Raw genomic sequence first — 24,157 nt, forward strand, 5'->3', positions numbered from 1 at the left:
GCCGCGACGGCTGCCGTACACGACGCCCCCCAAAAATGATATGACCGACTCCCTCAACGACTCCACCGCCGGCCCGCCGGCGAGCCATTTCGCCGAGCGTCTGATTGCCTGGCAGGCCGAGCACGGCCGTCACGACCTGCCATGGCAGAACACGCGCGACGCCTATCGCATCTGGCTCTCCGAGATCATGTTGCAGCAGACCCAGGTCGCGACGGTGATCCCCTACTACACGCGTTTTCTCGAGCGCTTCCCCGACGTCGCGGCATTGGCGAGCGCCGCGCAGGACGACGTGATGGCGCTCTGGAGCGGCCTGGGCTACTACTCGCGGGCGCGTAATCTGCACCGTTGCGCGCAGGTCGTGGTGGCCGAGCACGGCGGTCGTTTCCCGTCCGACCCCGAGATGCTCGCCTCGCTGCCGGGCATCGGCCGTTCGACGGCCGCGGCGATTGCCGCGTTTGCCTACGATGCGCACGCCGCGATTCTCGACGGCAACGTCAAACGAGTCCTCGCGCGGGTGTTCGGCATCGAGGGATTTCCGGGCACGCCGAAGATCGAGCGAGCGATGTGGACGCTGGCTGAGTCCCTGCTGCCGCAACGCGACTTGCCCGCCTATACGCAGGGGATGATGGATCTCGGGGCGACGCTGTGCGCTCGCGGCAAGCCGCGTTGCGGCGAGTGCCCGTTCGACGGCGATTGCGTCGCGCATGCGACCGGACGCGAGCGCACGTTACCCACATCCAAGCCCAAAAAGGCGCAGCCGGAGCGTTATGTCGATGTGCTGGTGATTTGCGCGGGCGAGCGCGTGTTGTTCGAGCGACGGCCGGACAGCGGTATCTGGGGCGGCTTATGGAGCCTGCCGGAACTGACCCCGCCGACCGACGCGCGCGACGCCGACGATGCGTTGCTGCGCGAGCGTCTGAGCGCGCATGCCGCCGCGCTCGGTGCGGGTGACGGGAGGGTGCAGTCGCTCGAACCGCTGCACGGTCTCACGCACGTTTTCACACATTTTCGGCTGCACTTGCGGCCGTGGCGGGTGACGCTGGGCGCGAGCGCCGCGGTGCCGCCAAACGGCTCGCGCCACGCGTGGCTGGACGCCGCCGGCGTTGCCGCCGCCGGCCTACCCTCGCCGATCCGCAAGATTGCCGATGCCTTGTCGATCGGTTCGCCGAGCGACGGCCAACTGTCGTTGCCGACCTGAGCGGGCTGTTCCGGTTCAGGTCGTCGACTCGAGCGGGGCGAGTTCGCGATGGCGTACCAGCACGCTGGCTTCGGAGCGAAAGCGCTTGCCCAGCGTTTCGGCGATGAACACGGAGCGGTGTTGACCGCCCGTGCAGCCGATCGCCACCGTCAGGTAACTGCGGTTGTCGCGCATATAGCTCGGCAGCCATTTCTGCAGATAGGCGCCGATATCGTTGGTCATCTCGTCGACTTCGGGGATGGCCGACAGGAAGTCGATCACCGGTTGATCGCGACCGGTCAGCGGACGCAGCTGCGTGTCGTAATACGGATTGGGCAGCGAGCGCACGTCGAAGACGAGATCGGCGTCGAGCGGCACGCCATGCTTGAATCCGAAGGACTCGAACATCAGTGTGAGTCCGGTGTGATCGTGCTGGACGAACTCGCGGATCCAACGGCGCAACGCGCTCGCGCGCAAATTGCTGGTGTCGATCTGGTGACCGAGTTCGGCCACGCTGTTGAGCATTTCGCGCTCGGTCTCGATCGCTTCGACCAGCGAACCATTGGCCGAGACGGTATCGTCGCTCGTCACGGAGAGCGGGTGACGGCGGCGTGTCTCCGAGAAGCGCTGAACCAGCGTTTGCGTGGTGGCGTTGAGGAACAGGGCTCGCACGTCGTGACCGAAGCGGCGCAGGCCGCCAATGATCGGCGGCAGATCGGCAAGCGAGCCGCCGCTGCGCGCGTCGATGGCAACGGCGAGACGTGTGTAGTTCTGCGTTTCGAGATACTCGGCGAGTTCAGGGAGAAAGCGCGACGGTAGATTGTCGACGCAGTAGTAACCCGCATCTTCGAGGACGTTCAGGGCGAGCGATTTGCCGGAACCCGAAACGCCGGTAATCAGTACGATCTTCATGAGATTCCCCGGATACAGCGATCATGGTAAGCGATTGTGTCGTATGGGTGTCGAGCGGCCAAAAAGAAGAACGTTCCATGCGTTTTTGCTCCATTCGCGAGAATGACGCGCGAGAAACGACAACGGCGCCCGCGAGGGGCGCCGTTGTGTCAGCCTGTGGGCAGGCTCGCCGCTTATCCGTCCATCCGTCGATTCGTCAGAAGGTCGGTGCGGGAAAGCCCCCGGTGCGCTTACTTGTTCGACAGGCACGACTTCATGAACGCCTTGCGATCGTCGCCCTTCTTGTCGCCAGCCTGGGCATTGCAGGTCTTCATCTTTTCCTGCTGGGTCGGCTTGGCGGCGGGCTTGTTCGACAGGCATTCCTTCATGAACGCCTTGCGATCGTCGCCTTTCTTGCTGCCAGCTTGCGCATTGCAGACGCCCATCTTGCTTTGTTGGGTATTGGCAGCCTTGGGCGCAGGTGCGGGGGCGGCCGTCTGGGCAAACACGGGCGATGCGAGCAGCGGGGATACCAGAAGCAATGCAGCGAATGCTTTTTTCATGATCGTCTCTCCATAAGGTCGACACGCACGGGATTGGACCGCGTGGCGATTACAACATGAAAGAAAACGCGCCGCAATCGCGCGGCGTTGACAGAAAGACGCAGAAATTGCGGTAAACCCGGGGCATTCGTCCGGCAGGAGATCGCTCAGAGCAGCCGATTCTGCATGCCGTCCGGATCTTGCATGGCTTGACGCTGGCGTTCCATGAAATCCTTGAGGGTGTCGATGCCACGCAGTTGCAGGATCGTGTTGCGCACGGCGGCTTCGACCAGCACGGCGAGGTTTCGCCCGGCCGCCACTTGCAGAATCACCTTGTTGATGGGCAGGCCCAGCACATCCACGGTTTGCGCTTCGAGCGGCAGCCGCTGGAATTCGCCATCGGGGCGGCGCACCAACTGAACGATCAACTTGAGCTTCATTTTCCGGCGCACGGCCGTCTCACCGAAGATCGTCTTGATGTCGAGCAAACCCAGGCCGCGCACTTCCAGCAGGTTTTGCAGCAGCGGCGGGCAACGGCCTTCGACGAAATCCGGCCCGAGGCGCACGAAATCGACCGCATCGTCTGCCACCAGTCCGTGACCGCGGCTGATCAGTTCCAGGCCGAGCTCGCTCTTGCCGAGGCCGGAATCGCCGGTGAGCAGCACCCCCATGCCCAGAATGTCGAGAAATACGCCGTGCATCGTGCATCGCGGGGCGAACACACGCGAAATGTACATGCGCAGACTGTCGATGACCGCCGCCGTCGACATCGGCGTGGTGAACAGTGGCGTGGAGGAGCGGGTACAGCGCAGTACGAGATCGGGCGGGGCTTCGAGGCCGTCGGCCACCACGAGGAACGGCGGCTCGAGCGCGATGACTTCGCCCATGTGGCGCTTGCGGTTTTCGTCCGTGAGGCGCTGGTAGTAGCGCAGCTCGGCCTCGCCAAGCACCTGAATCCGGTTCGGGTGAATGAGGTTCAGGTGACCCACGAGGTCGGCGCTGGAGGTGGCCGTCGACACGCTCTCGGGCGTGAAGCCACGTTCCCACCCCTCGTGCCCGGTCAGCCACGACAAACGCAGCGTGGCGGCGTTGTCGTCGAAAATGCTTTGCGCGTTGATGCCGGTCAGTTCCACCGCGTCGCCTCGTTCGGTTGGGGTTGGGTGCTACGGAGTTCGTCCTGCGTCGCGGCGCGATACCCCGGAACACCGGGATAGCCGCACCCGCGCCGGCTCAGGGTTGCCAGTTCGCGAGCGCGGTATGGATATCGTCGGCACTCGGCGCGGAGGTCAAGGTCTCGCGCATCGTGCGATCCGAGAGCAACTGCGCAATTTCGGACAATATCTCGAGATGCTGCTGCGTTGCCTGCTCCGGTACCAACAGGAAGAACAGCAGGGACACGGGTTGCGCGTCGGGGGCCTCGAAGGGAATCGGATCGTCCAGGCGCACGAAGGCTGCCATCGGATGCTTGAGGCCCTTGATGCGCCCGTGCGGAATGGCCACACCTTCTCCCAGTCCGGTCGAGCCGAGACGCTCGCGGGCGAACAGATTGTCGGTGACAAGCGCGCGCGACAGGCCGGCATTGTTCTCGAAGAGAAGCCCGGCTTGCTCGAAGACGCGCTTCTTGCTGGTGACAGACAGTCCAAGCAATATGTTGGACGCAGGTAAGAGTTTGACTAAACGGTTCATCTTGTAATGCGGGCGAACGCATGGTCGCCCTCCAGCCCCCCGGTTGACCTCGCATTATAGACCACCCGTCGACGCGCTCCCGGCGATGCGAGGGAGCATGCAAAAGGGGCCGTTCAACGGCCCCGCGGTGGGTGATGCCAGAGACTTACGACAGACGTCGATGTGCGCGTGGGCTTCCTCGCGAATCGCCGTCAGTGTCGGTCAATGCGGCTACCTTGCCCGGACAGACTCATTGCAGCGGTTCCGCCTCGGGAGGTTCCTGGTGCTTGAGGGCCTCGCGGCCATGATCCTGAACCTTGTCCTTGTATTGCATAACCTTGCGGTCGAGCATGTCGATCAGCTTGTCGATGGCGGCGTACATATTCTCGTCACACTTCTCGACGAAAATCTCCTTGCCCTTGAGATACACGGTGACGCTAGCGATCTGGCGTCCGGTCTTCTCCTTGGTCTTGTCGACAGATAGGATCACCTCGGCACCGATGAGCTGGTCGAAATGGCGCAACACGCGTTCAAGCTTGTTGACCACGAATTCGCGCAGCGACGGCGTGAGTTCGAGATGATGTCCACTGATCTTCAGATTCATAGCTGCTCTCCTTGCTGAAATGCCGAAGTGCAGGCCGCGTCACAAGCAACGCTGGCTAGCGGGAGTGCGAGCCATTGGCGTGACGCAATGTCGCACTGCGGCGTGATGCCCCAGCGAGCCAAGATGGCACACCAGGACCGTCCTACAAAGATTTGCGCAAGTTCACTGCGGGAATGCGCATGGCTTCGCGGTATTTCGCGACGGTGCGTCGCGCTACCACGAACCCTTGCTCTGCCAGCAGCTCCGCGATACGGCTGTCGGAAAGGGGGGTCTGCGGATCTTCTGCTCCTATGAGTTGCTTGATGAGTGCGCGGATGGCGGTCGATGAGGCGGCGCCCCCGGCTTCCGTGGCCACGTGTGAACCAAAGAAGTACTTAAGCTCGAAGGTTCCGAATGGAGTGAGCATGTACTTACTGGTTGTCACGCGTGAAATCGTGGATTCATGTAAACCCAGCGTATCAGCAATTTCGCGTAAAACCAAGGGCCGCATGCCGATTTCGCCATGCGTGAAGAAGTTCTTCTGACGCTCGACGATCGCCTGCGACACGCGCAGGATCGTGTCGAACCGCTGTTGGATGTTCTTGATGAGCCAGCGCGCTTCCTGAAGTTGCTGCTGCAGGTTGCCGGTTCCCGGCGCATTGCGGTTGTTGCGAAGGATGCGCGCATACATTTCATTGATGCGCAGGCGCGGCATGACCTCGGGATTGAGTTCGGCGGTCCAGCCGCCGCCTTGCTTGCGCACGAGCACGTCGGGGATGACGTAATCCGCCTGGGGCGAGCCGTAGGCGGCGCCCGGGAACGGGTCGAGCGAGCGAATCAGTTGATGCGCCGCGCGCAGGCTGTCCTCGCTCACGCCCAGCAGACGACGCAACCGTGTGTAGTCGCGCGCGGCGAGCAGCTCCAGATGATCGGAAACGATGCGCAGCGACAGAGTTCGCACGCTGCTTGCCGGCAGCCGCTGGAGTTGCAGGCGAAGGCATTCTGACGGGGTTCGGGCGCCCACGCCTGCCGGGTCGAAGCTCTGCAGCAGCGCGAGCGCGGCGTTGATCTCTTCGGTCTCGAGCCCAAGTTCCTCGGACATTTCCGCCTGCATTTCGTCGAGCAGGGTGCCGAGATAGCCGTCTTCGTCGAGCGATTCGATCAGGAATTCCACCAGCAGGCGATCGCGCGGGCTGGCTTTCGTCAGGCGCAACTGGGCGAGCAGGTGTTCGCGAAGATTGGGATGATCGACGTGCAGTTGCGGCCGCTCATTGTCGTCGTCGTCCGACGCACTGCCCGAGCGGGCAAAGTCGTTCAGGCTCCAGTCGTTGCCACCGTCGCGCGCGTTGTCGTCGAAGCGGGTCTCGCCGTCGAGTTCGCGGGCGTCGTCCTGGCCGCTGGCCGATTCCGGCGTGTCGTTGGTGCTGCTGCTCGACGAGCCCCGCTCATTGCGCAGCGATCCGTCCGTGCCCACACGGATCGTGCCGGCGAGCCAATCGTCCTCGCGCTCGAGCATCGGGTTCTGGGTGAGGGCGTGCTCGACTTCCTGCTGAAGTTCGAGCGTCGACAGTTGCAACAATCGGATGGATTGCTGCAACTGAGGCGTGAGGGTCAGGTGCTGGGAGGTGCGGAGTTGAAGGGTCGGTTTCATAGCATTTCTCGCCTTCATTGTAGAGGCTTTGTCACGCCAGCGAAACCGGCCCGGCCCCCTATCGGAGGCAGGGTTTACATGCGAAAAATTTGCTTTACATCCGGAAGTTTTCGCCCAGATATACGCGCCGCACGCTTTCGTCGGCCACGATCTGGTCGGGCGTGCCGGCGGCGAGCACCGAGCCTTCGCTAATGATGTAGGCGTGATCGCAGATGCCGAGCGTCTCGCGTACGTTGTGGTCGGTAATCAGGACACCGATGCCACGATCTTTCAGAAAACGCACGATTCGCTGGATTTCCAGCACGGCGATCGGATCGACGCCCGCGAACGGTTCGTCAAGCAAAATGAAGCGCGGTTGCGTGGCCAGGGCGCGGGCGATTTCCACGCGGCGGCGTTCGCCGCCCGAGAGCGACATCGCCGGATTTTCGCGCAAATGGCTCACCTGCAACTCGTCGAGCAGCGCTTCGATGCGTCGGTCGATCTCGTCGCGCTTGAGCGGCTTGCCGTGCGCATCGAGCTGCAATTCGAGCACCGCCCGGATGTTGTCTTCGACCGTGAGCTTGCGGAACACCGACGCTTCCTGCGGCAGGTACGAGACGCCCATGCGGGCGCGCTCGTGAATCGGCAGCTCGCTGATCACGTTGCCGTCGAGCTGGATTTCGCCGTCGTCGGCGGGCACGAGGCCCACGATCATGTAGAACGATGTCGTCTTGCCCGCGCCGTTCGGGCCGAGCAGTCCCACGACTTCGCCGCTCTTCACATCGAGCGAGACGTCCTTGACAACAGTACGGGCACCGTATTGTTTCTTGAGCGAGCGCACCACGAGCGCGCTCGGCTTGCCCGATTGACCGTCGCCCGGATGGATCGTCGAGGCGTTGCTATTGGCAGAATTACTCACGCGGATTCCCGATGCTTTTGGAGGGAGACAGCGGCGGCAGATCGCCCTTGGGCGCGGCCGCCGGCTTGCTCGCGCCGCCGGCGCCTGGCTGGTTCGCGCCAGTGGCATTGCGCGGGGCGAGCGTGGCGCGCACGCGGCCGTTCGGATTGTTGGCGTTGACCTGATCGGCACCGCTGTTGGCGGTATAGACCTCGTTGTACGTGTCGTACGTGATCACGCTACCGTGAATTTCGTCGAGCACCCTCGTGCCGCCGGCCAGGCGCTTGAGCGTGGCTTGTGTGGTCAGCGTGGCGACTTCGGTCTTGCCGTTGTAATAGATCGTTTGGCCCCAGCCGTCGATGTATTCGTCCAGGCCGTCGCGCTTCTGGCGCATGTAGGCGAGCGGGCCGCCCGGCTTGTAATAGGCCGTGGCGTACTGATAGCCCTCTGGATCCTGAGTCACTTCGACGCGATCGGCCTTGAGGAGAATCGTCCCCTTGGTCATCGTCACGTTGCCGGTGAAGATGTTGACCTGCTTGAGGTCGTCGTAGCTCATGTGATCCGACTCGATGTTGAGCGGCTTGTCGCGGTCGGCGCGTTCGGCATGGGCGAGCGGCGACGCGAGGGCGCCGAGCATGGCGAAGGCGGCGGCCAGTGCGCGCAGGCGACGCAGCGACAGGGAGACGGGGCGCGGTTGGCGGCGATCGGTCATGGGGTCTTGGGGCCCGGTTTGGTCTGGAGTGGCGCGCTCGGCGCGGCGGCCGGTGCCGGGCGATTGCCGCCCAGTTCCGCCGGCTGGATCGTGCCGTGAACATTGCCGAGCAATTGTACGGCGCGCGAGATGTTATTGAAAATCATGCCATCGCCGTACATCACGGAAGCACCGCGGAACAGCTGGACTGGCAATTCCGTGCGCACGATGTCGTCGTTGACGAGCACCTGGAAGTGCTGGGACAGCGCCCGCATTTGCGGATCGCGCGGTCCGGCCTGACGTACCACGACCGCGTCGTCGTACAGATCGACGACGGACATGTCGGCATTGAGCGTGCCGCGTTTGCTCGTGGCGGTCACTTCCGGTTGATTCGGCGTGAACGCGCGGACGGCGGGCATGGTCATGGCCGTGGTCTGGTCGTCCTCGTAATGCGTCATGTGCACGGCATTGACGCGGTATTGCGTGAGGCCGGTCGCCGACAGGGTGGAGATCACCATGTCGTCGGCGAAGTAATCCGGAATGTGCTGCTTTACATACGGCGCGCGGTCGGCGTCAGACGGCAGCGTGCGTTGCACGAGCCAGTAAGTGCCGGCGGCCAGGCCGGCCAGCACGACGATGGCGACCAGCGAAGCGGGTGAGAGGCGTTGAGTGGCCATGGATGATCGGCTTCCTCGACGCGTCAGGCGAGCGCGTCGGCGAGCAGGGCGTCGTAACGTCCCTGGGCACGCAGAATGAAGTCGCACAGCTCGCGCACGGCGCCTTCGCCGCCGCGCGTGGCGGCAACCCAGTGGCAGCGTGCCCTGACTTCGGCATGGGCATTGGCCGGGCAGGCGGCGAAGCCCACGCGGCTGAGGATCGGCAGATCGGGCCAGTCGTCGCCGATATGGCCGCAAACCTCGCTCGTCACTGACACCTTGGCGCACAGGTCTTCGAATGCGGCGCGTTTGTCCTGCACGCCTTGATAGACGTGTGCGACACGAAGATCGGCCGCGCGTTTGGCGACGATCTCGGACTGGCGTCCGGTGATGATGGCCGTGACGATGCCGACCTCGGCGAGCAGCTTCAGGCCGTGGCCGTCGAGCGAATCGAAGGTCTTGATGACTTCCCCGGCCGGTCCGTAGCGCAGGCCGCCGTCGGTGAGGACACCGTCGACGTCGAACACCATGACACGCAGCCGAGCGGCGCGCGCAGCGGCGTCGGTCACGTCGGTCGCATCAAGCGGGGCGGAACGAGTGGGTTGGGCGATGCTGGGCTGATTCATGGGCAAGCGGCTCACACGACCTTGGCGGCGAACAGGTCGTGCACGTTGAGCGCACCGACGAGGCGGTCGTTCTCGGTCACGAGCAATTGCGTGATGCCGAAACGTTCCATCAGTTCGGCGGCTTCGGCGGCGAGTTGATCGGGGCCGATGCTGCGCGGTCCGGCCTTCATGACGTCGGCCAGCGTGAGCGTGGTGAAATCGAGCGTACGCTTGAACAGGCGGCGCAGGTCGCCGTCCGTGAAGATGCCCACAACGCGATCGTCGGCATCGACAATGGCCGTCATGCCCAGACCCTTGGCGGTCATCTCCAGTAGGGCATCGGACAGGCTGGCATCGGCGCGCACGCGCGGAACGCGCTCGCCGGTGCGCATGACATCGCGCACGAACGTCAGCAGACGTCGACCGAGCGCGCCGCCCGGATGCGACCGGGCGAAGTCCTCGGCGCCGAAACCGCGCGCGTCGAGCAGCGTGACGGCAAGCGCATCGCCCAGGGCGAGAGCGGCCGTGGTGCTGGCGGTCGGTGCGAGGCCCAGCGGGCAGGCTTCTCTGTCGACGTGCGCGTCGAGGTGCACGTCGGACAGGCGCCCCAGGCTGGAGGCGGCGTTGCCGGTCATGGCGATGAGCTTCGCGCCGATGCGCTTTATCATCGGGAGAATGCTGACCAGTTCCCCCGTCTCGCCGGAGTTGGACAGGGCGACAACGACGTCGTCGGTCGTGATCATGCCCAGGTCCCCGTGGCTGGCTTCGGCCGGGTGAACGAAGAAGGCGGGTGTGCCGGTGCTGGCGAACGTGGCGGCCAGTTTGCGGCCGATGTGGCCCGATTTGCCCATTCCGGTGACGACCACGCGCCCGCGGCAGGCGAGCAGCAGAGAAATCGCTTCGAAGAAGCTGTCGTCGAGGTGCGCGGAGACGCGTTCGATGGCGTCGGCTTCGGTGCGCAACACCTCCCGGGCGACCTCGAGTGCCCGGCCTGGATTGATTTTCGCTATCATGCGCGGAGTATATCAAAACGCACGCGTCGCCGAGGACAGCCGCGCCAGGCTTGGACCTGCACCGTTCGAGACCACCCAGGAAGCGGCCCGGTGCCTCGTCGGAGACCACTGCGCCAACGCTATCTGGCACGGCACTTGCATAGCAAGTACCGCGTTCGGTCAAACCGCCAGCATTCAGATTCACTCAGGAAACCCACCTTAGCCGATGGCATCACCGCTCGAACTCACTCTTGTCCTGCTGTTTGCCGCCTGTGTCGGGGTGGTGTTGTTCCGCATGCTTCATCTGCCGCCGATGCTCGGCTACCTGAGCGTGGGCATCGTGATCGGCCCGCACGCGGTCGGGCTGGCCGCCGACACCCAGCGCGTGCAATACCTCGCGGAGTTCGGCGTTGTCTTCCTGATGTTCTCCATCGGCATCGAATTTTCGCTACCGAAGCTCAGGACGATGCGCCGGATCGTGCTCGGGCTGGGCGTATCCCAGGTCATGGGAACGCTGCTCGTGGCGGTGGGACTGGGGGCGCTCGTCAACCTGTTCTGGTCGTTCTCGTGGCAGGCATCGGTGGCGCTGGGCGGCGCGTTGGCCATGTCCTCGACGGCCATCGTCACCAAGATGCTGGCGGAGCGGCTGGAACTCGAGACGGAGCACGGCCGCAACATCATGGGGGTGCTGCTGTTCCAGGATCTGGCAGTCGTGCCATTGCTGATCGTGATCTCGGCACTGGGCGGCAACCCGAAGGCGCTGGTCCTGGCACTGTCGCTGGCCGCGCTCAAGATTAGCGGGGCGCTCGCGCTGCTGCTCTGGATTGGCCAGAAACTGGTCGGACGCTGGTTCCACATCGTGGCAGCGAGGCGCTCGCAAGAGCTGTTCATGCTCAATCTGTTGCTGCTCACGCTCGGATTGGCCTACGTCACCGAGAACCTTGGCCTGTCGATGGCGCTTGGCGCGTTCATTGCCGGCATGCTCATCGCCGAGACGCCGTTCCGCCATCAGGTGGAAGACGACATCAAGCCATTTCGCGACGTGCTGCTGGGGCTGTTCTTCATCACGACCGGCATGCTGCTCGATCCGTCCATCGTGGCGCAGCAGCCGCTGCTCGTGCTGCTGTTCTTCGTTGGCCCGCTGGTCGTCAAATTCACATTGATCGCGGGGCTTGCGCGCCTGTTCGGCAGCCCGCCCGGCACGGCGATCCGCACCGGCCTGGGCCTGGCGCAGGCGGGCGAATTCGGTTTCGTGCTGCTCAATCTGGTGATCGACAGGCACCTGCTCGACCCGTCGCTTTCGCAAGCCGTGCTCGCGGGCATGCTGCTCTCGATGCTGTGTGCGCCGTTTCTCATCATCAACGCCGACCGCATCGCGCTGCGCTTCGTCGCCAATGAGTGGATGATGCAGTCGTTGCAGATGACCAAGATCGCCACGCAGAGCATCAAGACGTCGGGTCACGTCATCATCTGCGGCTACGGCCGGTGCGGCCAGAATCTGGCGCGCATGCTCGAACAGGAGGGCATCGGCTATGTGGCACTCGATCTCGACCCCGATCGAGTGATGGAGGCGGCCAGCTCCGGCGAGACGGTCGTCTTCGGCGACGCCGCCCGGCGCGAGGCGCTGGTCGCGGCCGGGATTCACCGCGCCGCCGGCATCGTGGTGACCTACGACAGCACCCCGGCCGCGTTGAAGGTGCTCTCGCAGGTGCAGGCGCTGGAGCCGACATTGCCGGTGGTCGTGCGCACGGTCGACGACACCCACATGGACGAACTGATCGCGGCGGGCGCGACCGAAGTCGTGCCCGAGATCGTGGAGGGCAGCCTGATGCTGGCATCGCATGCGCTGGTGCTCCTGGGCGTGCCGATGCGCCGCGTGCTGCGCCGGGTGGCGCAGGCGCGTAACGAGCGTTACAGTCTGCTGCGGGGTTACTTTCACGGCCTCGACGACGAGGACGAGGGCGGCGAGCGCGAGCAGGTCAGACTGCAATCGGTGCCGCTCACGCTTCACTCGGACGCGGTCGGGCGCACGCTCGGCGAACTCCGGCTCGACAAGCTCGGCGTGACGGTCACGGCCATCCGTCGGCATGGCATTCGCGGGGTCGAGCCGGTGTCGGAGACGCGTCTGATGGCCGAGGACATCGTGGTGCTGCGCGGATTGCCCGACAAGCTGGTCGCGGCCGAGGCGCGTCTGCGCGGCCACGAATAGACGACCACTAGTCGACGGCCAGACCGTGAAGCGGGCGCGCTGTCGGGGCGTGCTGCTGGGGCGTGCTGATGGGGCGTACGTCGTGCGCCGGGTGGCACTGCCCGCTCGGTCGCGGGGCGTCGGGCGATTTTTGGCATAATGTGGCGTGTTTTCCCTCAGTATCCCAAGAAGGATCCCCGTGCAGATCGACGAGTCCCCTGCCGCCTATATCAAGAGCCAGATTCGCACCGTGCCGGACTGGCCCGCGCCGGGCGTGCAGTTTCGCGACATCACCCCGTTGCTCAAGAACCCGCGCACCTTGCGGGTGCTCATCGATGTGTTCGTGCACCGCTACATGACGCAGCGTCCGGATTACATCGCGGGTCTCGACGCGCGCGGCTTCATCCTCGGCTCGATCCTCGCGTACGAATTGAACATCGGCTTCATCCCCATTCGCAAGAAGGGCAAGCTGCCCTATCAGACGGTCGCGGAGGAGTACGAACTGGAATACGGCAGTGCAACGGTCGAGATCCATGCCGATGCCTGCGGCCCGGGCGACCGCGTGCTGCTCATCGACGACCTGGTCGCCACCGGCGGCACGATGCTCGCCGGCAAGAAGCTGCTGGAGCGCCTGGGGGCAACGGTCATCGAAGGGGCGGCCATCGTCGACCTGCCGGAACTGGGGGGCTCGCGCCTGATTCGCGACGCCGGATTGCCACTGTTCCTGCTGTGCTCGTTCGAAGGCCATTGAACCCGGTTGCCTGAGCGGACGCTTTGCCGCGTTCCCACCCCTCATCATCCCCATTACCCCACTTCGGACACGCCGATGCCCAATCTCTGGCTGTTCTTGCTGACCTCGGTGGCGATCACGCTTGCGCCGGGGCCGGACAACATGCAGGTCATCGCGCGCGGCATTGCGCAGGGCCGTCGGGCGGGGCTGGCTGCGGCCGCCGGTTTCACGTCGGGATGTCTCTTCCACACGAGCGTCGCGGCCATCGGCCTGGCCGCCGTGCTGCGTTCGTCGCCGTGGGCCTTCGAGGGGATCAAGCTCGCGGGGGCCGCCTATCTGATCTGGATCGGCATCAAGGCGATACGCGCGCGCGGCGCGCTGGCGTTGGCCAACGAGGCCGCGCCGCAACCGCTCGCGGCCGTCTTTCGTCAAAGCGTGCTGGCGAATATGCTCAACCCCAAGGTCACGTTGTTTTTCCTGGTGTTCCTGCCCCAGTTCGTGAGTGCCGACACGGCCCATCCGGGCGCGCAGATGCTGTTGCTCGGCCTGGTGTTCATGGCGCAGACGATTGTCGTGTTCAGCGCGTACGGATGGTTCGCTGGCGTGCTGGGCACGTGGCTCAAGCGACGCCCCGGGGCAGGGCGCTGGCTCGACCGTGTCGCCGGCGCCATCTTCATCGGCCTGGGCTTGCGCGTTGCGCTACAGGCATAGGACGCACGCGCGCCCTCGCATGAGTGGCAGCGGCCGCGCCGATGCCTTCCAGGAATTCGTAGTCCCACCGACATTGCCAGATCATGCTTGCCGAACAACGCCAACAGTACGTGCTTGAACAACTTGCCAAGACCGGGGCCCTCGCGATCAGCGATCTCGTGCGTGAGCTGGGGGTGTCGCGCGAGACGGTGCGCCGCGACCTCAACACGCTCGCCGCGCGCGGGCTGCTGCTCATGACGCACGGCGGCGCGCTGGCCGCCGATCGCAGCGAACCCGACTGGACGCTGCGCGAGAACGTCAACGCCGTGGGCAAGCGGGCCATCGGCATGCGCGCGGCGGAACTCGTACCCGATGGGGCGTCGGTGATCATCGACTACGGTACGACCACACGGGCGGTGGCGCAGGCGCTGCTTGCAAAGCACCGGTTGCGCATCTACACGAACGACTGGCAGATCGCGCGATTGCTGGGCCGTCATCACGACAATCAGGTGACACTGCTCGGCGGCGAGCTGCAGGACAACGAAGATGCCGTGCAGGGCTGGGATGCCATCAACCAGATATCGCAATACCATGCCGACTTCGCATTCATCGGCGTGGGCGGCGTGACTGAGGACGGTGGCATTACCGACTTCAACCGCGCGGCCGCCGAGCTTCGCGCGCGCATGCTGCTGTGTGCGAACATCTCGGCCGTGGTGGCGGACCATACCAAGTTCGGGCGCGTGACGCCCGTGCGTATCCGCCATTTCGAGGCGGCCCGCTACCTCATCAGCGACGCCGCGCCGCACAAGAGCATGCTGGCCCAACTGCGCGCTCGCGGCCCGGAACTCCTCATCGCGTAAATGTGTAGACAACATCGGCGCTCGACCCCGAGGCCGATGACGTCGCGCCCCGTTTGGCGTGACGTCGGTGCGCGCGCATCCCTGCGTGCCGTGGCGCCGAAAACGTTGTTAACTCCTTGACCCAATAAGGATTTTCAACGCCCATCGAAAAGCTCATCGATTGTCACTGTCTTGTCATCGGCACTTCTTAGACTGCTGTCACTTTTGGCACAAATTGCCACAAAACAGCTAGTCGAGCGATGCGGGCGACGTGCTCCCAGCCTGGGGCGCGGTTAGCGGGAATGCATCGGATCCGACCGGCGAGTCGATTGACAGGTGACCCGTGGACGAAGCAATTCGAATCGAGCGACTGACCAAGACTTTCGGGGGCGGCCGCCGTGCGCTCGACGAGGTGGCGCTTACCGTGATGCCGGGCGAAATGGTCGCCCTGATCGGGGCGTCGGGCTCGGGCAAGTCGACGCTGATGCGTCACATGGCGGGTTTCGTGGCGGCCGATCTGCAACCGGGCGGTATCGACATACTCGGTCGTCCGATTCAGCGCGACGGCCGCATCGTGCGCGAAGTGCGCCAGATTCGTCGCGACATCGGCTTCGTCTTCCAGCAGTTCAACCTGGTGGGCCGCATGCCGGTGATGACCAACGTGCTGACGGGTCTGCTCGCGCGCGTGCCGCTGTGGCGCAGCCTGCTATTCCGCTTCACGCCGGCCGAGCGTCAGGCCGCGATGGCGGCGCTCGCGGAGGTCGGCATCGCCGATCTGGCGTTCCAGCGCGCAAGCACGCTCTCGGGCGGTCAGCAGCAGCGCGCGGCGTTGGCGCGCACGCTGGTGCAGGGCGCGAAGATCATTCTTGCGGACGAACCGATTGCTTCGCTCGATCCGGAGTCGGCCCGCAAGGTGATGGACATGCTGGCCCGCATGAACCGCGATCACAAACTGACGGTCGTTGTCTCGCTGCATCAGGTGGATGTCGCCATGCGTTACTGCGTGCGAACCGTCGCCCTGCATCAGGGACGCGTGGTGTACGACGGCCCGTCCGCGGCGCTCACGCCCGACCTGCTGCGCCGTCTTTATGGCGTGCAGGCAAGCGAACTGCTTAACGACCGCGTTGACCCGGTCGATCACGTTGACCATGTGGAAGGCGCCGACGACAGCGACGCTGCCGACGCTTCTCCGCGCACAGCCGGCCCCGCGCCGGCCAATGCGCAAGCCCCATTCCTCACCTCGATGTCCCTCAGTCTGACCTGACCAGGAGCTTGCTCTCATGAAACTTTGGAAAACCCTGCTGGCCGGCGCGGCCATGCTTGCCTCGGTGGCGGCAGTGCACGCGCAGGAAATCAATTTCGGCATCATCTCGACCGACTCGAGCGCGGCACTGCGCCAGCGTTGGCAGCCGCTGATCGACGACATGGAGAAGCAAACCGGCATCAAGGTGACGCCGTTCTTCGCCACCGACTACGCCGGCGTGATCGAAGGCATGCGCTTCAACAAGGTGCAGCTCGCCTGGCTGGGCAACAAGGCCGCGATGGAAGCCGTGGACCGCTCGCAAGGTGAAGTCTTCGCGAAGATCATGTACGCCGACGGCACCGAAGGCTACTACTCGCTGCTGATCGCGAACAAGGCGAGCCCGTACAAGACGCTCGACGACGTGATCAAGAACGGCAAGAAGATCAACTTCGGCCTGGGCGATCCGACCTCGACGTCGGGCACGCTGGTGCCGGGCTACTACGTGTTCGCGAAGCACAACATCGATCCGCGCACGTACTTCAAAACCGCGCGCAGCTCGAATCACGGCGCGAACCTGATGGCCGTGCTCAACAACCAGGTCGACGTGGCCACCAACAACACCGAAGAAATTGACAAGCTCGAGGCAACGCAGCCGGAGAAGGCCAAGCAGGTGCAGGTGATCTGGAAGTCGCCGCTGATCCCGTCGGATCCGCTGGTGTGGCGCAAGGACCTGCCGGACGCGACGAAGAAGAAGATTCGCGACTTCTTCCTGGCGTACGGCAAGGACGCACATGAGAAGGAAGTGCTGAAGAACATCTACAACTACGGCGGCTTCCGTGCGTCGAGCAACGCGCAACTGCTGCCGATCCGCCAGCTCGAGCTGTTCAAGCAGAAGCAACAGATCCAGTCGGATGCCAACCTCGATGCCGCCAAGAAGCAATCGCAATTGACCGACATCGACAGCAAGCTCGCCGCGCTCGATCAGGAAATGAGCAAAACGAAGTAAGCGCCTGATTGCCTGGGCGTGGAACGACACAATGTCACAGGGCGGCGCACGGGCGTTGCTCTGTGATCGGTGACGGCGGGCCAGGTCATCTGGCCTGCCGTGACCTCTGATGACCTCTGTGGTCCGATGATTTTCCGGTCGATGCTGCACCGGCTTGTCTTGTGGTACACGACATGAACACCAGCGTATCCCTCACTGCAAATGGCCGCCTGCCGGGCGAGCCGCCCAAGCGCTCATGGCTGACGTTGATCGGCTGGGGCGCATTCTTCCTGATCCTGGTGTGGTCGTGGGGCGGCGCCGATATGCGCCCGCTCGATCTGATTCGCGATTCCGGCAACATGAGCCAATTCGCGCACGATTTCTTCCCGCCCGATTTTCACGACTGGCGCGTGTATGTGCACGAGATGCTCGTGACCATTCATATCGCTGTCTGGGGCACGGTGCTCGCCGTGGTGTGCTCGATTCCGATGGGGTTGCTCTCGGCGTCGAACATGGTGCCGGCGTGGGTGTACCAGCCGGTGCGTCGCGTGATGGACGCCTGCCGCGCGATCAATGAGATGGTCTTCGCGATGCTCTTCATCGTGGCGGTAGGGCTTGGCCCGTTCGCCGGGGTGTTGGCGCTGTGGGTGCATACGACGGGCACGCTCTCGAAGCTGTTCGCCGAAGCGGTCGAAGCGATCGATCCGCGCCCGGTCGAAGGTGTGCGGGCCACCGGGGCGCGCGCGATCGATGAAATTCTTTACGGCGTGCTGCCGCAGGTCATGCCGCTGTGGATCTCGTACACGCTGTACCGCTTCGAGTCGAATGTGCGTTCGGCGTCGGTGGTCGGCATGGTGGGCGCGGGCGGCATCGGCGTGGTGCTCTACGAAGTGATCCGCAGCTTCGAGTACGCGCAGACCTGTGCCGTGATGCTCATCATGATCGTGGTCGTCACATGCATCGACGTGTTTTCGGCCCGTGTGCGCAAGCATGTGATCTGATCGTCCCGCCGCGTCCATCGCGTCAATCCGCAAAGGGCACTTGGGTGCCCTTTGTTTTTCCTGACGGCAGCCGCTTCGCGCCGGCGCCGAGTCCCGCACAGCGGCCAATGTCGATCGCCTGGGCCGTGACGCCGTTCCCGGCGCGCAGCCAAACCGGAGCCTCCCCATGCCCTCAGCCTTGCCCACTCAAGCTCGCGTCGTCATCGTCGGTGGCGGCATCGTCGGCTGTTCGGTCGCCTATCACCTCGCCAAACTGGGATGGACGGACGTCGTCCTGCTGGAGCAGGGACAGTTGTCGTGCGGCACGACGTGGCACGCGGCGGGGCTGGTCGGCCAGTTGCGCTCGCAGGAGAGCATGACGAAGCTCATCCGCTATTCGACGAAGCTCTACAGCGAACTGGAAGCGGAGACGGGGCTCGCCACGGGCTGGAAGGCATGCGGGTCGTTGTCGGTGGCCCGCACCCAGGCGCGCATGACGCAACTCAAGCGCACGGCGGCGGTGGCGCGTGCCTATGGCGTGCAGTGCGACGTCGTCTCGCCGCGCGAGGCCGGCGAACTCTGGCCGGCGATGCGCACTGACGATCTCGTCGGCGGGGTGTGGCTGCCGGGCGACGGCAAGGCTAACCCGACCGATCTCACGCAGGCGCTCGCGCGCGGCGCGCGCAGCCGTGGCGTGCGCATCGCGGAGAACACGCGCATCACGGCGATTCACACGGCGTCGCCTGGCGGGATTCGCACGGCGACGGGGGTGTCCTGGTGCAATAAAGACGGCGAAAGCGGACGCATCGACGCGGAGATCGTCGTGAACTGCGCGGGGCAGTGGGCCAAGGCCGTGGGTCGTCTGTGCGATGTGAGCGTGCCGCTGCATTCGGCCGAGCATTACTACATCGTGACGGAACGGATCGCGGGCGTGCATCCGGATCTGCCGGTCATGCGCGACCCGGACGGCTACATCTACTTCAAGGAGGAAGTCGGCGGTCTCGTGATGGGCGGCTTCGAGCCGAACGCCAAGCCGTGGGGCATGAACGGCATTCCCGAGAATTTCGAATTTCAACTGCTGCCCGACGACTGGGACCAGTTCGAGATCCTCATGGAGAACGCATTGATGCGTGTGCCCGCGCTCGAGACGGCGCAGATCCGGCAGTTCTACAACGGCCCCGAGTCGTTCACACCGGACAACAACTTCATGCTCGGCGAAGCGCCCGAGCTGCGCAATTTCTACGTTGGCGCGGGCTTCAATTCGATGGGCATTGCGTCGGCCGGCGGGGCCGGCATGGCGCTGGCCGAGTGGATCGTGGCGGGCGAGCCGACGATGGACCTCTGGCCCGTCGACATCCGCCGCTTTGCTCGATTCAACGGCAACGATACCTGGCTGCATGATCGCGTGAAGGAAACGCTCGGCCTGCACTACGCCATGCCGTGGCCAAATCGCGAACTGGACACGGCGCGGCCGTTCCGTCGCTCGCCACTGCACGCGACGTTGCTCGCCAAAGGCGCCTGCTTCGGCAGCAAGATGGGCTGGGAGCGGCCGAACTTTTTCGCGCCGTCGCCGGAGCAGGCGACGATCGATTACCGCTTCGGTCAGCAGAACTGGCACGCGTGGAGTGCCGCGGAGCATCGCGCGTGCCGCGAGGCCGTCGCGCTGTTCGACATGAGTTCTTTCGCGAAACTGCTCATCAAGGGCCGCGATGCCGAGCGCGTGCTGCAAGCGTTGTGTACCAACGACGTGGCCGTGCCGCCCGGGCGTACCGTCTACACGGGGATGCTCAACGAGCGCGGCGGTTACGAATCGGACTTCACACTCACGCGACTCGCGCCCGATCAATACCTGATGGTCACCGGTTCGGCGCAGACGACCCGTGACATGGACTACCTCGAACGGCGCATTGCCCAGCAGCCCGACGATCCGCGCTGTACGGTCGTCGACGTCGGCGGGCAATACGCGGTACTGGCGCTCATGGGGCCGAATTCCCGCGCGCTGTTGCAGCGGGTGTCCCGCGCTGATTTTTCCAACGAGGCGTTTGCGTTCGGCACGAGCCAGGAAATCGATCTCGGCTATGCCACGGTGCGTGCCACGCGCCTGACCTACGTCGGCGAACTCGGTTGGGAGCTGTACGTGCCCGTCGAGTTCGCGGTGGGCGTCTATGAAACGCTGCACGCGGCGGGCGCCGCCTTCGGGTTGAAGGATGCGGGCTACTACGCCGTCGACTCGCTGCGTATCGAGAAGGGCTATCGTGCCTGGGGACGAGAACTGACGCCTGACACGAACCCGGTGCAAGCGGGGCTGACGTTCGCCTGCAAGCTGGCCGGCGGTCTCCCGTTTGTCGGCCGCAAGGCGGTCGAGCTGGCCAAATCGACGGGGGTCCGCCGCAGGCTTGTGAGCGTTGTGCTCGACGGGGCGAGCGACAGGATGCTCTGGGGCGGTGAGGCGCTGCTTCGCAACGGCGAGCCGGTTGGCTTCCTGTCGTCGGCCGCGTATGGGCACACGATCGATGCGCCCGTCGGGCTCGCCTATCTGACGAATCCCAACGGCGTCGTGTCCGCCGAATACGTGGAATCGGGCCGCTATCAGGTCGATCTCGCGGGCGATCGGCTCGACGCTCGAGTGCAACTGCGCGCGCTGTACGACCCGAAGGGCGAGCGCGTGAGCGCTTGAACGGGCGGGCCTGTCGCGCTGGGCCGCGACGACGATGCAGGCCGCCGCGACACCGGAGGCGGGCGGACTCGCCGCCGCTTCTGTAAAATGCCGCTTTTGCCTCGATTTCGCGCGTCTCCGACGGGGGCGCGTCCGGTCTCTGACGTATGCCTTTTGCTTGTATTGCGGCGGCGCGCCGCTTCGACGACACCGCGCATCTGCCGCTCGTGATCGGTTCGCAGCGTTATGGGTGGGTTCGCCGTCGCGACGCCGAGTCGCTGTGCCGTTGGCCCGACGTGTTCGAGATCAGTTCACTCGCGGTGCGGATTCATCCGCGCCACGATACCTGCGAAGCGCGCACGGCGGCGCTGGCGCCGGTGATCGAGGCGCTGGCGGCCGAGGGACTCATCACGGGTTGGCGCAATGAGCGCTATGCCATCCGGCAACGGCTCTATGACGCGCCGCTCGCGTGGATCGAACGCGCGGCCTCGCGCTTTTTCGGCACGCGCACGTTCGCCGTGCATGTGAACGGCTACGTGCCGGCCCGCTTCGTGGGCGAAGCACCGAAGCTCTGGATTGCGCGGCGCAGCGTGCTCAAGGCGACCGATCCCGGTTGTCTCGACAATACGGCCGCCGGGGGCATCGGCAATGGGATCGGCGTGGGCGACACGCTCGTCAAGGAGTGCTGGGAAGAGGCCGGCATTCCGGCCCATCTGGCGAACGACGCGCGGCCTGGCCGCACGCTGCATATCCTCGCGGAAATTCCGGAGGGCGTGCAGTCCGAGCAGATTTTCGTCTACGATCTCGCGCTGCCGCGCGGCTTCGTGCCCGAGAATCAGGACGGCGAGGCGAGCGCGCACTGGCTGTGCTCGGCCGGCGACGTGCGCGAGGTGATCGCGCACGGCAAGATGACCGTCGACGCGAGCCTCGCCAGTCTCGACTTCCTGCTGCGCGAGGGCGCCATTCGCACCAAGGACTGCGCCGGAATCGAGGCGTTGTTCAAGCCGGCGGACGAATGATCGAGGCCATTGGACGCACGTCCATCGATACCGATTTCAACACTGCAACGACATTGCAAGCCTTTGCCCAGGAGCAATCATGGCACCGATCGAAAATAGCTACATTCTGAAGTTGTCCTGCCCGGACCGTCCTGGCATCGTCCACGCGGTGGCCGGTTTCCTGGTCGAGCGCGGCGGCAACATTCTCGACTCGGCCCAGTTCAACGATCGCTTCACCGGCGGCTTCTTCATGCGCGTGCATTTCCAGCAACTGCCGGGCCAGAGCGATCTGGTCGCGTTGCAGCGCGACTTTGCCCCGCTCGCCGTGCAGTATGAGATGCAATGGGAGTTGGTCGACGCCGCGATCAAGCCGCGCGTGATGCTCATGGTCTCGAAGATCGGTCACTGCCTGAACGATCTGTTGTTCCGCTACAAGACGGGCCAGCTCAACATCGAAATCCCGGCCATCGTCTCGAACCACAAGGATTTCTACCAACTGGCCGCGAGCTACAACATTCCGTTCCATTACCTGCCGCTCATGAACGCAACGCCCGAATCGAAGGCGGCGCAGGAAGCGAAGGTGTATGAACTGGTGCAGGACAACGACATCGATCTGGTGGTCCTCGCGCGCTACATGCAGGTGTTGTCCAGCGATCTGTGCGAGAAGCTCGCAGGCCGCGCGATCAACATTCACCATTCGTTCCTGCCGAGCTTCAAGGGCGCGAAGCCGTACTATCAGGCGTTCGACCGTGGCGTGAAGCTGATCGGGGCGACGGCGCACTACGTGACGTCCGATCTCGACGAGGGTCCGATCATTGAGCAGGAAGTCGAGCGCGTGGACCACACGATGGACCCGGAGCAACTGACCGCCATCGGGCGCGACGTGGAATGTGTGGCGCTGGCGCGCGCCGTGCGTTATCACGCCGAGCATCGCATTCTGCTCAACGGCCACAAGACAGTGATCTTCCGCTAAGCGACGCGCTAGGTGCGCCGCGCCAGCTCACTGCCGGCATCGCGCGCAAGCCGCGCAATCGAAATCGTCGAACTCACGGCAATCAGCCCGACCACCAGGAACGCCCACGGGAAGTCGACGTCGATCACATGATCGCGCCCGTGCAGCCACGACGACGTCTGCAACACGGCGGCGCCGATGGTGATGCCCAGCGTGAGCGACACCTGTTGGGCGACGCTGGCCAGGCTGGTTGCCTGACTCATGCGCGGCGCCGGCACGTCCGCGTATGAAATGGCGTTCAGGCTCGTGAACTGCAACGAGCGGAAGCATCCGCCAAACAGCAGCGTGCCGAGAATCACCAGATGCGACGTCTGCGCGGTGAACAACCCGTAGCCGCCGAGCGTCGCCGACGCGATCAGCGCGTTCGTCATCAGCACGCGGCGAAAACCCCAGCGTTGCAGAATGCGTAGCGAGAGCGTCTTCATGAACATCGCGCCCGCGGCCGAGATGAACGTGAGCGCGCCCGATTCCATCGGCGTCATCCCGAAACCCAGTTGCAGCATCAGCGGCAGCAGGAATGGCGTGGCGCCGACGCCAATGCGAAACAGCGTGCCGCCCGCGACACCGGCGCGGAACGTGGGGATGCGAAAGAGGTCGAGCCGCAGCAGCGGATGCGCGAGCCCCTTCGCATGACGCAGGTAGGCCACGAGCAACGCCGCACCGATGGCGACGAGTCCCAGCGCGAGCGACACAGGGATCAGATGGCGGCCGATGGTGGACAACCCCAGCATCAGGATCGAGAGTCCGAGGCCCGACAGCACGAAGCCCCGGATGTCGAGCGGCGGCACGTCGTCCTCATAAAGATCGGGAATGTACTTCGTTGCAAGAACGAAGCCGAGCACGCCGATGGGGATGTTGATGTAGAAGATCCAGCGCCAATGCCAGTACGTGGTGATGAAGCCGCCAAGCGGCGGGCCGAGCACCGGGCCGACCAGCGCGGGGATCGTGAGGTAATTGAGTGCGCGCACCATGTCGCGCTTTTCCACGGACTTGAGCAAGGCGAGGCGTCCCACCGGCACCATCATCGCACCGCCCATGCCCTGGATGAAACGCGCGATCACCAGTTCCGGCAGCGTGCTCGAGATGCCGCAGCAGATCGAGCCAAGCACGAACACGCCGATGGCCGTGCGAAAGACATTGCGCGTGCCGAAACGATCGGCAATCCATCCGCTGATCGGAATGAAGACCGCGAGGCTGATGAGGTAGGTCGTGAGCGCGAGCTTGAGCGTGATCGGGCTCTCGCCGAGATCTTGCGCAATCAACGGCAACGAGGTGGACAACACGGTGGAATCCATGTTCTCCATGAACAGCGCGCAGGCAACGATCAGTGGAACAAGCATGAGGCATGACGTTGCCGTCGCGGCAACCGGGTAAGCAAACGAAGAACGACTCGACACACGAGCGGCGGTGCGTCAGCGGGGGGCAATCGATAACACGGCGGTGCGCCGGTCATCGCAGGCTCGATGGCGGCGCAGTGAGGGTTATAGCAAACTTCTCCGCGGTCCG

At 64.4% G+C, this 24,157-nt stretch carries 23 protein-coding genes; 11 read left to right on the top strand and 12 right to left on the bottom strand.

Annotation, left to right across the window (positions count from 1 at the left end; all coding sequences use genetic code 11):
- The first annotated feature begins 40 nt into the window (after nucleotides 1-40).
- A complete protein-coding gene (mutY, locus tag OYT13_RS02565; RefSeq protein ID WP_017232653.1) occupies nucleotides 41-1,198 on the top strand; it encodes an A/G-specific adenine glycosylase in 1,158 nt (385 codons plus the stop codon).
- A 15-nt stretch (nucleotides 1,199-1,213) separates the two neighbouring features.
- On the opposite strand, the gene rapZ is transcribed toward mutY, so the two are convergent.
- From rapZ to OYT13_RS02620, 11 genes are all read right to left on the bottom strand, one after another.
- A complete protein-coding gene (gene rapZ / locus OYT13_RS02570) occupies nucleotides 1,214-2,089 on the bottom strand; it encodes an RNase adapter RapZ (protein WP_017232652.1) in 876 nt (291 codons plus the stop codon).
- 230 nt (nucleotides 2,090-2,319) lie between these two features.
- Entirely contained in the window at nucleotides 2,320-2,631 is a 312-nt protein-coding gene (locus tag OYT13_RS02575) for a PsiF family protein (protein ID WP_017232651.1), read from the bottom strand.
- Between the two features lie 146 nt (nucleotides 2,632-2,777).
- Nucleotides 2,778-3,743, bottom strand: a complete 966-nt coding sequence (gene hprK, locus OYT13_RS02580; RefSeq protein ID WP_017232650.1) for an HPr(Ser) kinase/phosphatase — start codon at nucleotides 3,741-3,743, stop codon at nucleotides 2,778-2,780.
- A 97-nt stretch (nucleotides 3,744-3,840) separates the two neighbouring features.
- The gene (ptsN, locus tag OYT13_RS02585; RefSeq protein ID WP_026131716.1) at nucleotides 3,841-4,296 is read right to left on the bottom strand and encodes a PTS IIA-like nitrogen regulatory protein PtsN; all 456 of its coding nucleotides are present in this window, start codon (nucleotides 4,294-4,296) and stop codon (nucleotides 3,841-3,843) included.
- Between the two features lie 229 nt (nucleotides 4,297-4,525).
- On the bottom strand, nucleotides 4,526-4,879 hold the full coding sequence (hpf, locus tag OYT13_RS02590) for a ribosome hibernation-promoting factor, HPF/YfiA family (protein ID WP_017232648.1): 354 nt from the start codon (nucleotides 4,877-4,879) through the stop codon (nucleotides 4,526-4,528).
- A gap of 142 nt (nucleotides 4,880-5,021) precedes the next feature.
- Nucleotides 5,022-6,509, bottom strand: coding sequence for an RNA polymerase factor sigma-54 (locus OYT13_RS02595; protein ID WP_017232647.1), 1,488 nt, complete (start codon nucleotides 6,507-6,509; stop codon nucleotides 5,022-5,024).
- Between the two features lie 94 nt (nucleotides 6,510-6,603).
- The gene (gene lptB, locus OYT13_RS02600; protein WP_026131715.1) at nucleotides 6,604-7,374 is read right to left on the bottom strand and encodes an LPS export ABC transporter ATP-binding protein; all 771 of its coding nucleotides are present in this window, start codon (nucleotides 7,372-7,374) and stop codon (nucleotides 6,604-6,606) included.
- A 25-nt stretch (nucleotides 7,375-7,399) separates the two neighbouring features.
- Nucleotides 7,400-8,098 (bottom strand): lipopolysaccharide transport periplasmic protein LptA, encoded by a 699-nt coding sequence (gene lptA, locus OYT13_RS02605; RefSeq protein ID WP_150562278.1) that lies wholly within the window; start codon nucleotides 8,096-8,098, stop codon nucleotides 7,400-7,402.
- Nucleotides 8,095-8,754 carry an LPS export ABC transporter periplasmic protein LptC gene (lptC, locus tag OYT13_RS02610; RefSeq protein WP_017232645.1) on the bottom strand — a complete coding sequence of 220 codons (660 nt, stop codon included), beginning with the start codon at nucleotides 8,752-8,754 and terminating at the stop codon, nucleotides 8,095-8,097. The genes lptA and lptC overlap by 4 nt, the downstream gene beginning before the upstream one ends.
- Before the next feature lie 23 nt (nucleotides 8,755-8,777).
- The gene (locus tag OYT13_RS02615; protein ID WP_051060087.1) at nucleotides 8,778-9,263 is read right to left on the bottom strand and encodes a KdsC family phosphatase; all 486 of its coding nucleotides are present in this window, start codon (nucleotides 9,261-9,263) and stop codon (nucleotides 8,778-8,780) included.
- Nucleotides 9,264-9,370: 107 nt separating this feature from the next.
- On the bottom strand, nucleotides 9,371-10,351 hold the full coding sequence (locus OYT13_RS02620) for a KpsF/GutQ family sugar-phosphate isomerase (RefSeq protein WP_017232643.1): 981 nt from the start codon (nucleotides 10,349-10,351) through the stop codon (nucleotides 9,371-9,373).
- 205 nt (nucleotides 10,352-10,556) lie between these two features.
- On the opposite strand from OYT13_RS02620, the gene OYT13_RS02625 reads away from it, so the two are divergent.
- From OYT13_RS02625 to purU, 10 genes are all read left to right on the top strand, one after another.
- A complete protein-coding gene (locus OYT13_RS02625) occupies nucleotides 10,557-12,539 on the top strand; it encodes a monovalent cation:proton antiporter family protein (RefSeq protein WP_017232642.1) in 1,983 nt (660 codons plus the stop codon).
- A gap of 178 nt (nucleotides 12,540-12,717) precedes the next feature.
- Nucleotides 12,718-13,269, top strand: coding sequence for an adenine phosphoribosyltransferase (locus tag OYT13_RS02630; RefSeq protein ID WP_174966532.1), 552 nt, complete (start codon nucleotides 12,718-12,720; stop codon nucleotides 13,267-13,269).
- A gap of 75 nt (nucleotides 13,270-13,344) precedes the next feature.
- The gene (locus OYT13_RS02635; protein ID WP_268567201.1) at nucleotides 13,345-13,959 is read left to right on the top strand and encodes a LysE family translocator; all 615 of its coding nucleotides are present in this window, start codon (nucleotides 13,345-13,347) and stop codon (nucleotides 13,957-13,959) included.
- A gap of 83 nt (nucleotides 13,960-14,042) precedes the next feature.
- The gene (locus OYT13_RS02640) at nucleotides 14,043-14,798 is read left to right on the top strand and encodes a DeoR/GlpR family DNA-binding transcription regulator (protein ID WP_017232639.1); all 756 of its coding nucleotides are present in this window, start codon (nucleotides 14,043-14,045) and stop codon (nucleotides 14,796-14,798) included.
- A gap of 322 nt (nucleotides 14,799-15,120) precedes the next feature.
- Nucleotides 15,121-16,041, top strand: coding sequence for a phosphonate ABC transporter ATP-binding protein (gene phnC, locus OYT13_RS02645; protein ID WP_017232638.1), 921 nt, complete (start codon nucleotides 15,121-15,123; stop codon nucleotides 16,039-16,041).
- A gap of 16 nt (nucleotides 16,042-16,057) precedes the next feature.
- Entirely contained in the window at nucleotides 16,058-17,026 is a 969-nt protein-coding gene (gene phnD / locus OYT13_RS02650; RefSeq protein WP_017232637.1) for a phosphonate ABC transporter substrate-binding protein, read from the top strand.
- A 173-nt stretch (nucleotides 17,027-17,199) separates the two neighbouring features.
- On the top strand, nucleotides 17,200-18,006 hold the full coding sequence (gene phnE / locus OYT13_RS02655; RefSeq protein WP_017232636.1) for a phosphonate ABC transporter, permease protein PhnE: 807 nt from the start codon (nucleotides 17,200-17,202) through the stop codon (nucleotides 18,004-18,006).
- Between the two features lie 166 nt (nucleotides 18,007-18,172).
- Complete coding sequence (locus tag OYT13_RS02660) at nucleotides 18,173-20,662, top strand: GcvT family protein (protein WP_268567202.1); 2,490 nt, start codon at nucleotides 18,173-18,175, stop codon at nucleotides 20,660-20,662.
- A 146-nt stretch (nucleotides 20,663-20,808) separates the two neighbouring features.
- Entirely contained in the window at nucleotides 20,809-21,660 is an 852-nt protein-coding gene (locus OYT13_RS02665) for an NUDIX hydrolase (RefSeq protein WP_017232634.1), read from the top strand.
- Nucleotides 21,661-21,739: 79 nt separating this feature from the next.
- Nucleotides 21,740-22,612, top strand: coding sequence for a formyltetrahydrofolate deformylase (gene purU / locus OYT13_RS02670; protein WP_017232633.1), 873 nt, complete (start codon nucleotides 21,740-21,742; stop codon nucleotides 22,610-22,612).
- Between the two features lie 8 nt (nucleotides 22,613-22,620).
- Here the strand turns inward: purU and OYT13_RS02675 are convergent, their stop codons facing one another.
- A complete protein-coding gene (locus OYT13_RS02675; RefSeq protein WP_017232632.1) occupies nucleotides 22,621-23,991 on the bottom strand; it encodes an MFS transporter in 1,371 nt (456 codons plus the stop codon).
- Nucleotides 23,992-24,157: the final 166 nt, after the last annotated feature.

The sequence above is a fragment of the Pandoraea sp. XJJ-1 genome (assembly GCF_026802345.1).
GTDB lineage: Bacteria > Pseudomonadota > Gammaproteobacteria > Burkholderiales > Burkholderiaceae > Pandoraea > Pandoraea cepalis.

What these genes read in the sequence shown, in the direction of transcription:
- mutY (WP_017232653.1), top strand. Translation starts at nt 41, where the DNA reads ATGACCGACTCCCTCAACGACTCCACCGCCGGCCCGCCGGCGAGCCAT.
- lptC (WP_017232645.1), bottom strand. Translation starts at nt 8,754, where the DNA reads ATGGCCACTCAACGCCTCTCACCCGCTTCGCTGGTCGCCATCGTCGTG.
- OYT13_RS02675 (WP_017232632.1), bottom strand. Translation starts at nt 23,991, where the DNA reads ATGCTTGTTCCACTGATCGTTGCCTGCGCGCTGTTCATGGAGAACATG.
- OYT13_RS02665 (WP_017232634.1), top strand. Translation starts at nt 20,809, where the DNA reads ATGCCTTTTGCTTGTATTGCGGCGGCGCGCCGCTTCGACGACACCGCG.
- OYT13_RS02660 (WP_268567202.1), top strand. Translation starts at nt 18,173, where the DNA reads ATGCCCTCAGCCTTGCCCACTCAAGCTCGCGTCGTCATCGTCGGTGGC.
- OYT13_RS02615 (WP_051060087.1), bottom strand. Translation starts at nt 9,263, where the DNA reads ATGGTGTTCGACGTCGACGGTGTCCTCACCGACGGCGGCCTGCGCTAC.
- phnE (WP_017232636.1), top strand. Translation starts at nt 17,200, where the DNA reads ATGAACACCAGCGTATCCCTCACTGCAAATGGCCGCCTGCCGGGCGAG.
- ptsN (WP_026131716.1), bottom strand. Translation starts at nt 4,296, where the DNA reads ATGAACCGTTTAGTCAAACTCTTACCTGCGTCCAACATATTGCTTGGA.
- OYT13_RS02575 (WP_017232651.1), bottom strand. Translation starts at nt 2,631, where the DNA reads ATGAAAAAAGCATTCGCTGCATTGCTTCTGGTATCCCCGCTGCTCGCA.
- OYT13_RS02625 (WP_017232642.1), top strand. Translation starts at nt 10,557, where the DNA reads ATGGCATCACCGCTCGAACTCACTCTTGTCCTGCTGTTTGCCGCCTGT.
- phnD (WP_017232637.1), top strand. Translation starts at nt 16,058, where the DNA reads ATGAAACTTTGGAAAACCCTGCTGGCCGGCGCGGCCATGCTTGCCTCG.
- OYT13_RS02595 (WP_017232647.1), bottom strand. Translation starts at nt 6,509, where the DNA reads ATGAAACCGACCCTTCAACTCCGCACCTCCCAGCACCTGACCCTCACG.
- purU (WP_017232633.1), top strand. Translation starts at nt 21,740, where the DNA reads ATGGCACCGATCGAAAATAGCTACATTCTGAAGTTGTCCTGCCCGGAC.
- OYT13_RS02620 (WP_017232643.1), bottom strand. Translation starts at nt 10,351, where the DNA reads ATGATAGCGAAAATCAATCCAGGCCGGGCACTCGAGGTCGCCCGGGAG.
- rapZ (WP_017232652.1), bottom strand. Translation starts at nt 2,089, where the DNA reads ATGAAGATCGTACTGATTACCGGCGTTTCGGGTTCCGGCAAATCGCTC.
- OYT13_RS02640 (WP_017232639.1), top strand. Translation starts at nt 14,043, where the DNA reads ATGCTTGCCGAACAACGCCAACAGTACGTGCTTGAACAACTTGCCAAG.
- lptA (WP_150562278.1), bottom strand. Translation starts at nt 8,098, where the DNA reads ATGACCGATCGCCGCCAACCGCGCCCCGTCTCCCTGTCGCTGCGTCGC.
- OYT13_RS02635 (WP_268567201.1), top strand. Translation starts at nt 13,345, where the DNA reads ATGCCCAATCTCTGGCTGTTCTTGCTGACCTCGGTGGCGATCACGCTT.
- hpf (WP_017232648.1), bottom strand. Translation starts at nt 4,879, where the DNA reads ATGAATCTGAAGATCAGTGGACATCATCTCGAACTCACGCCGTCGCTG.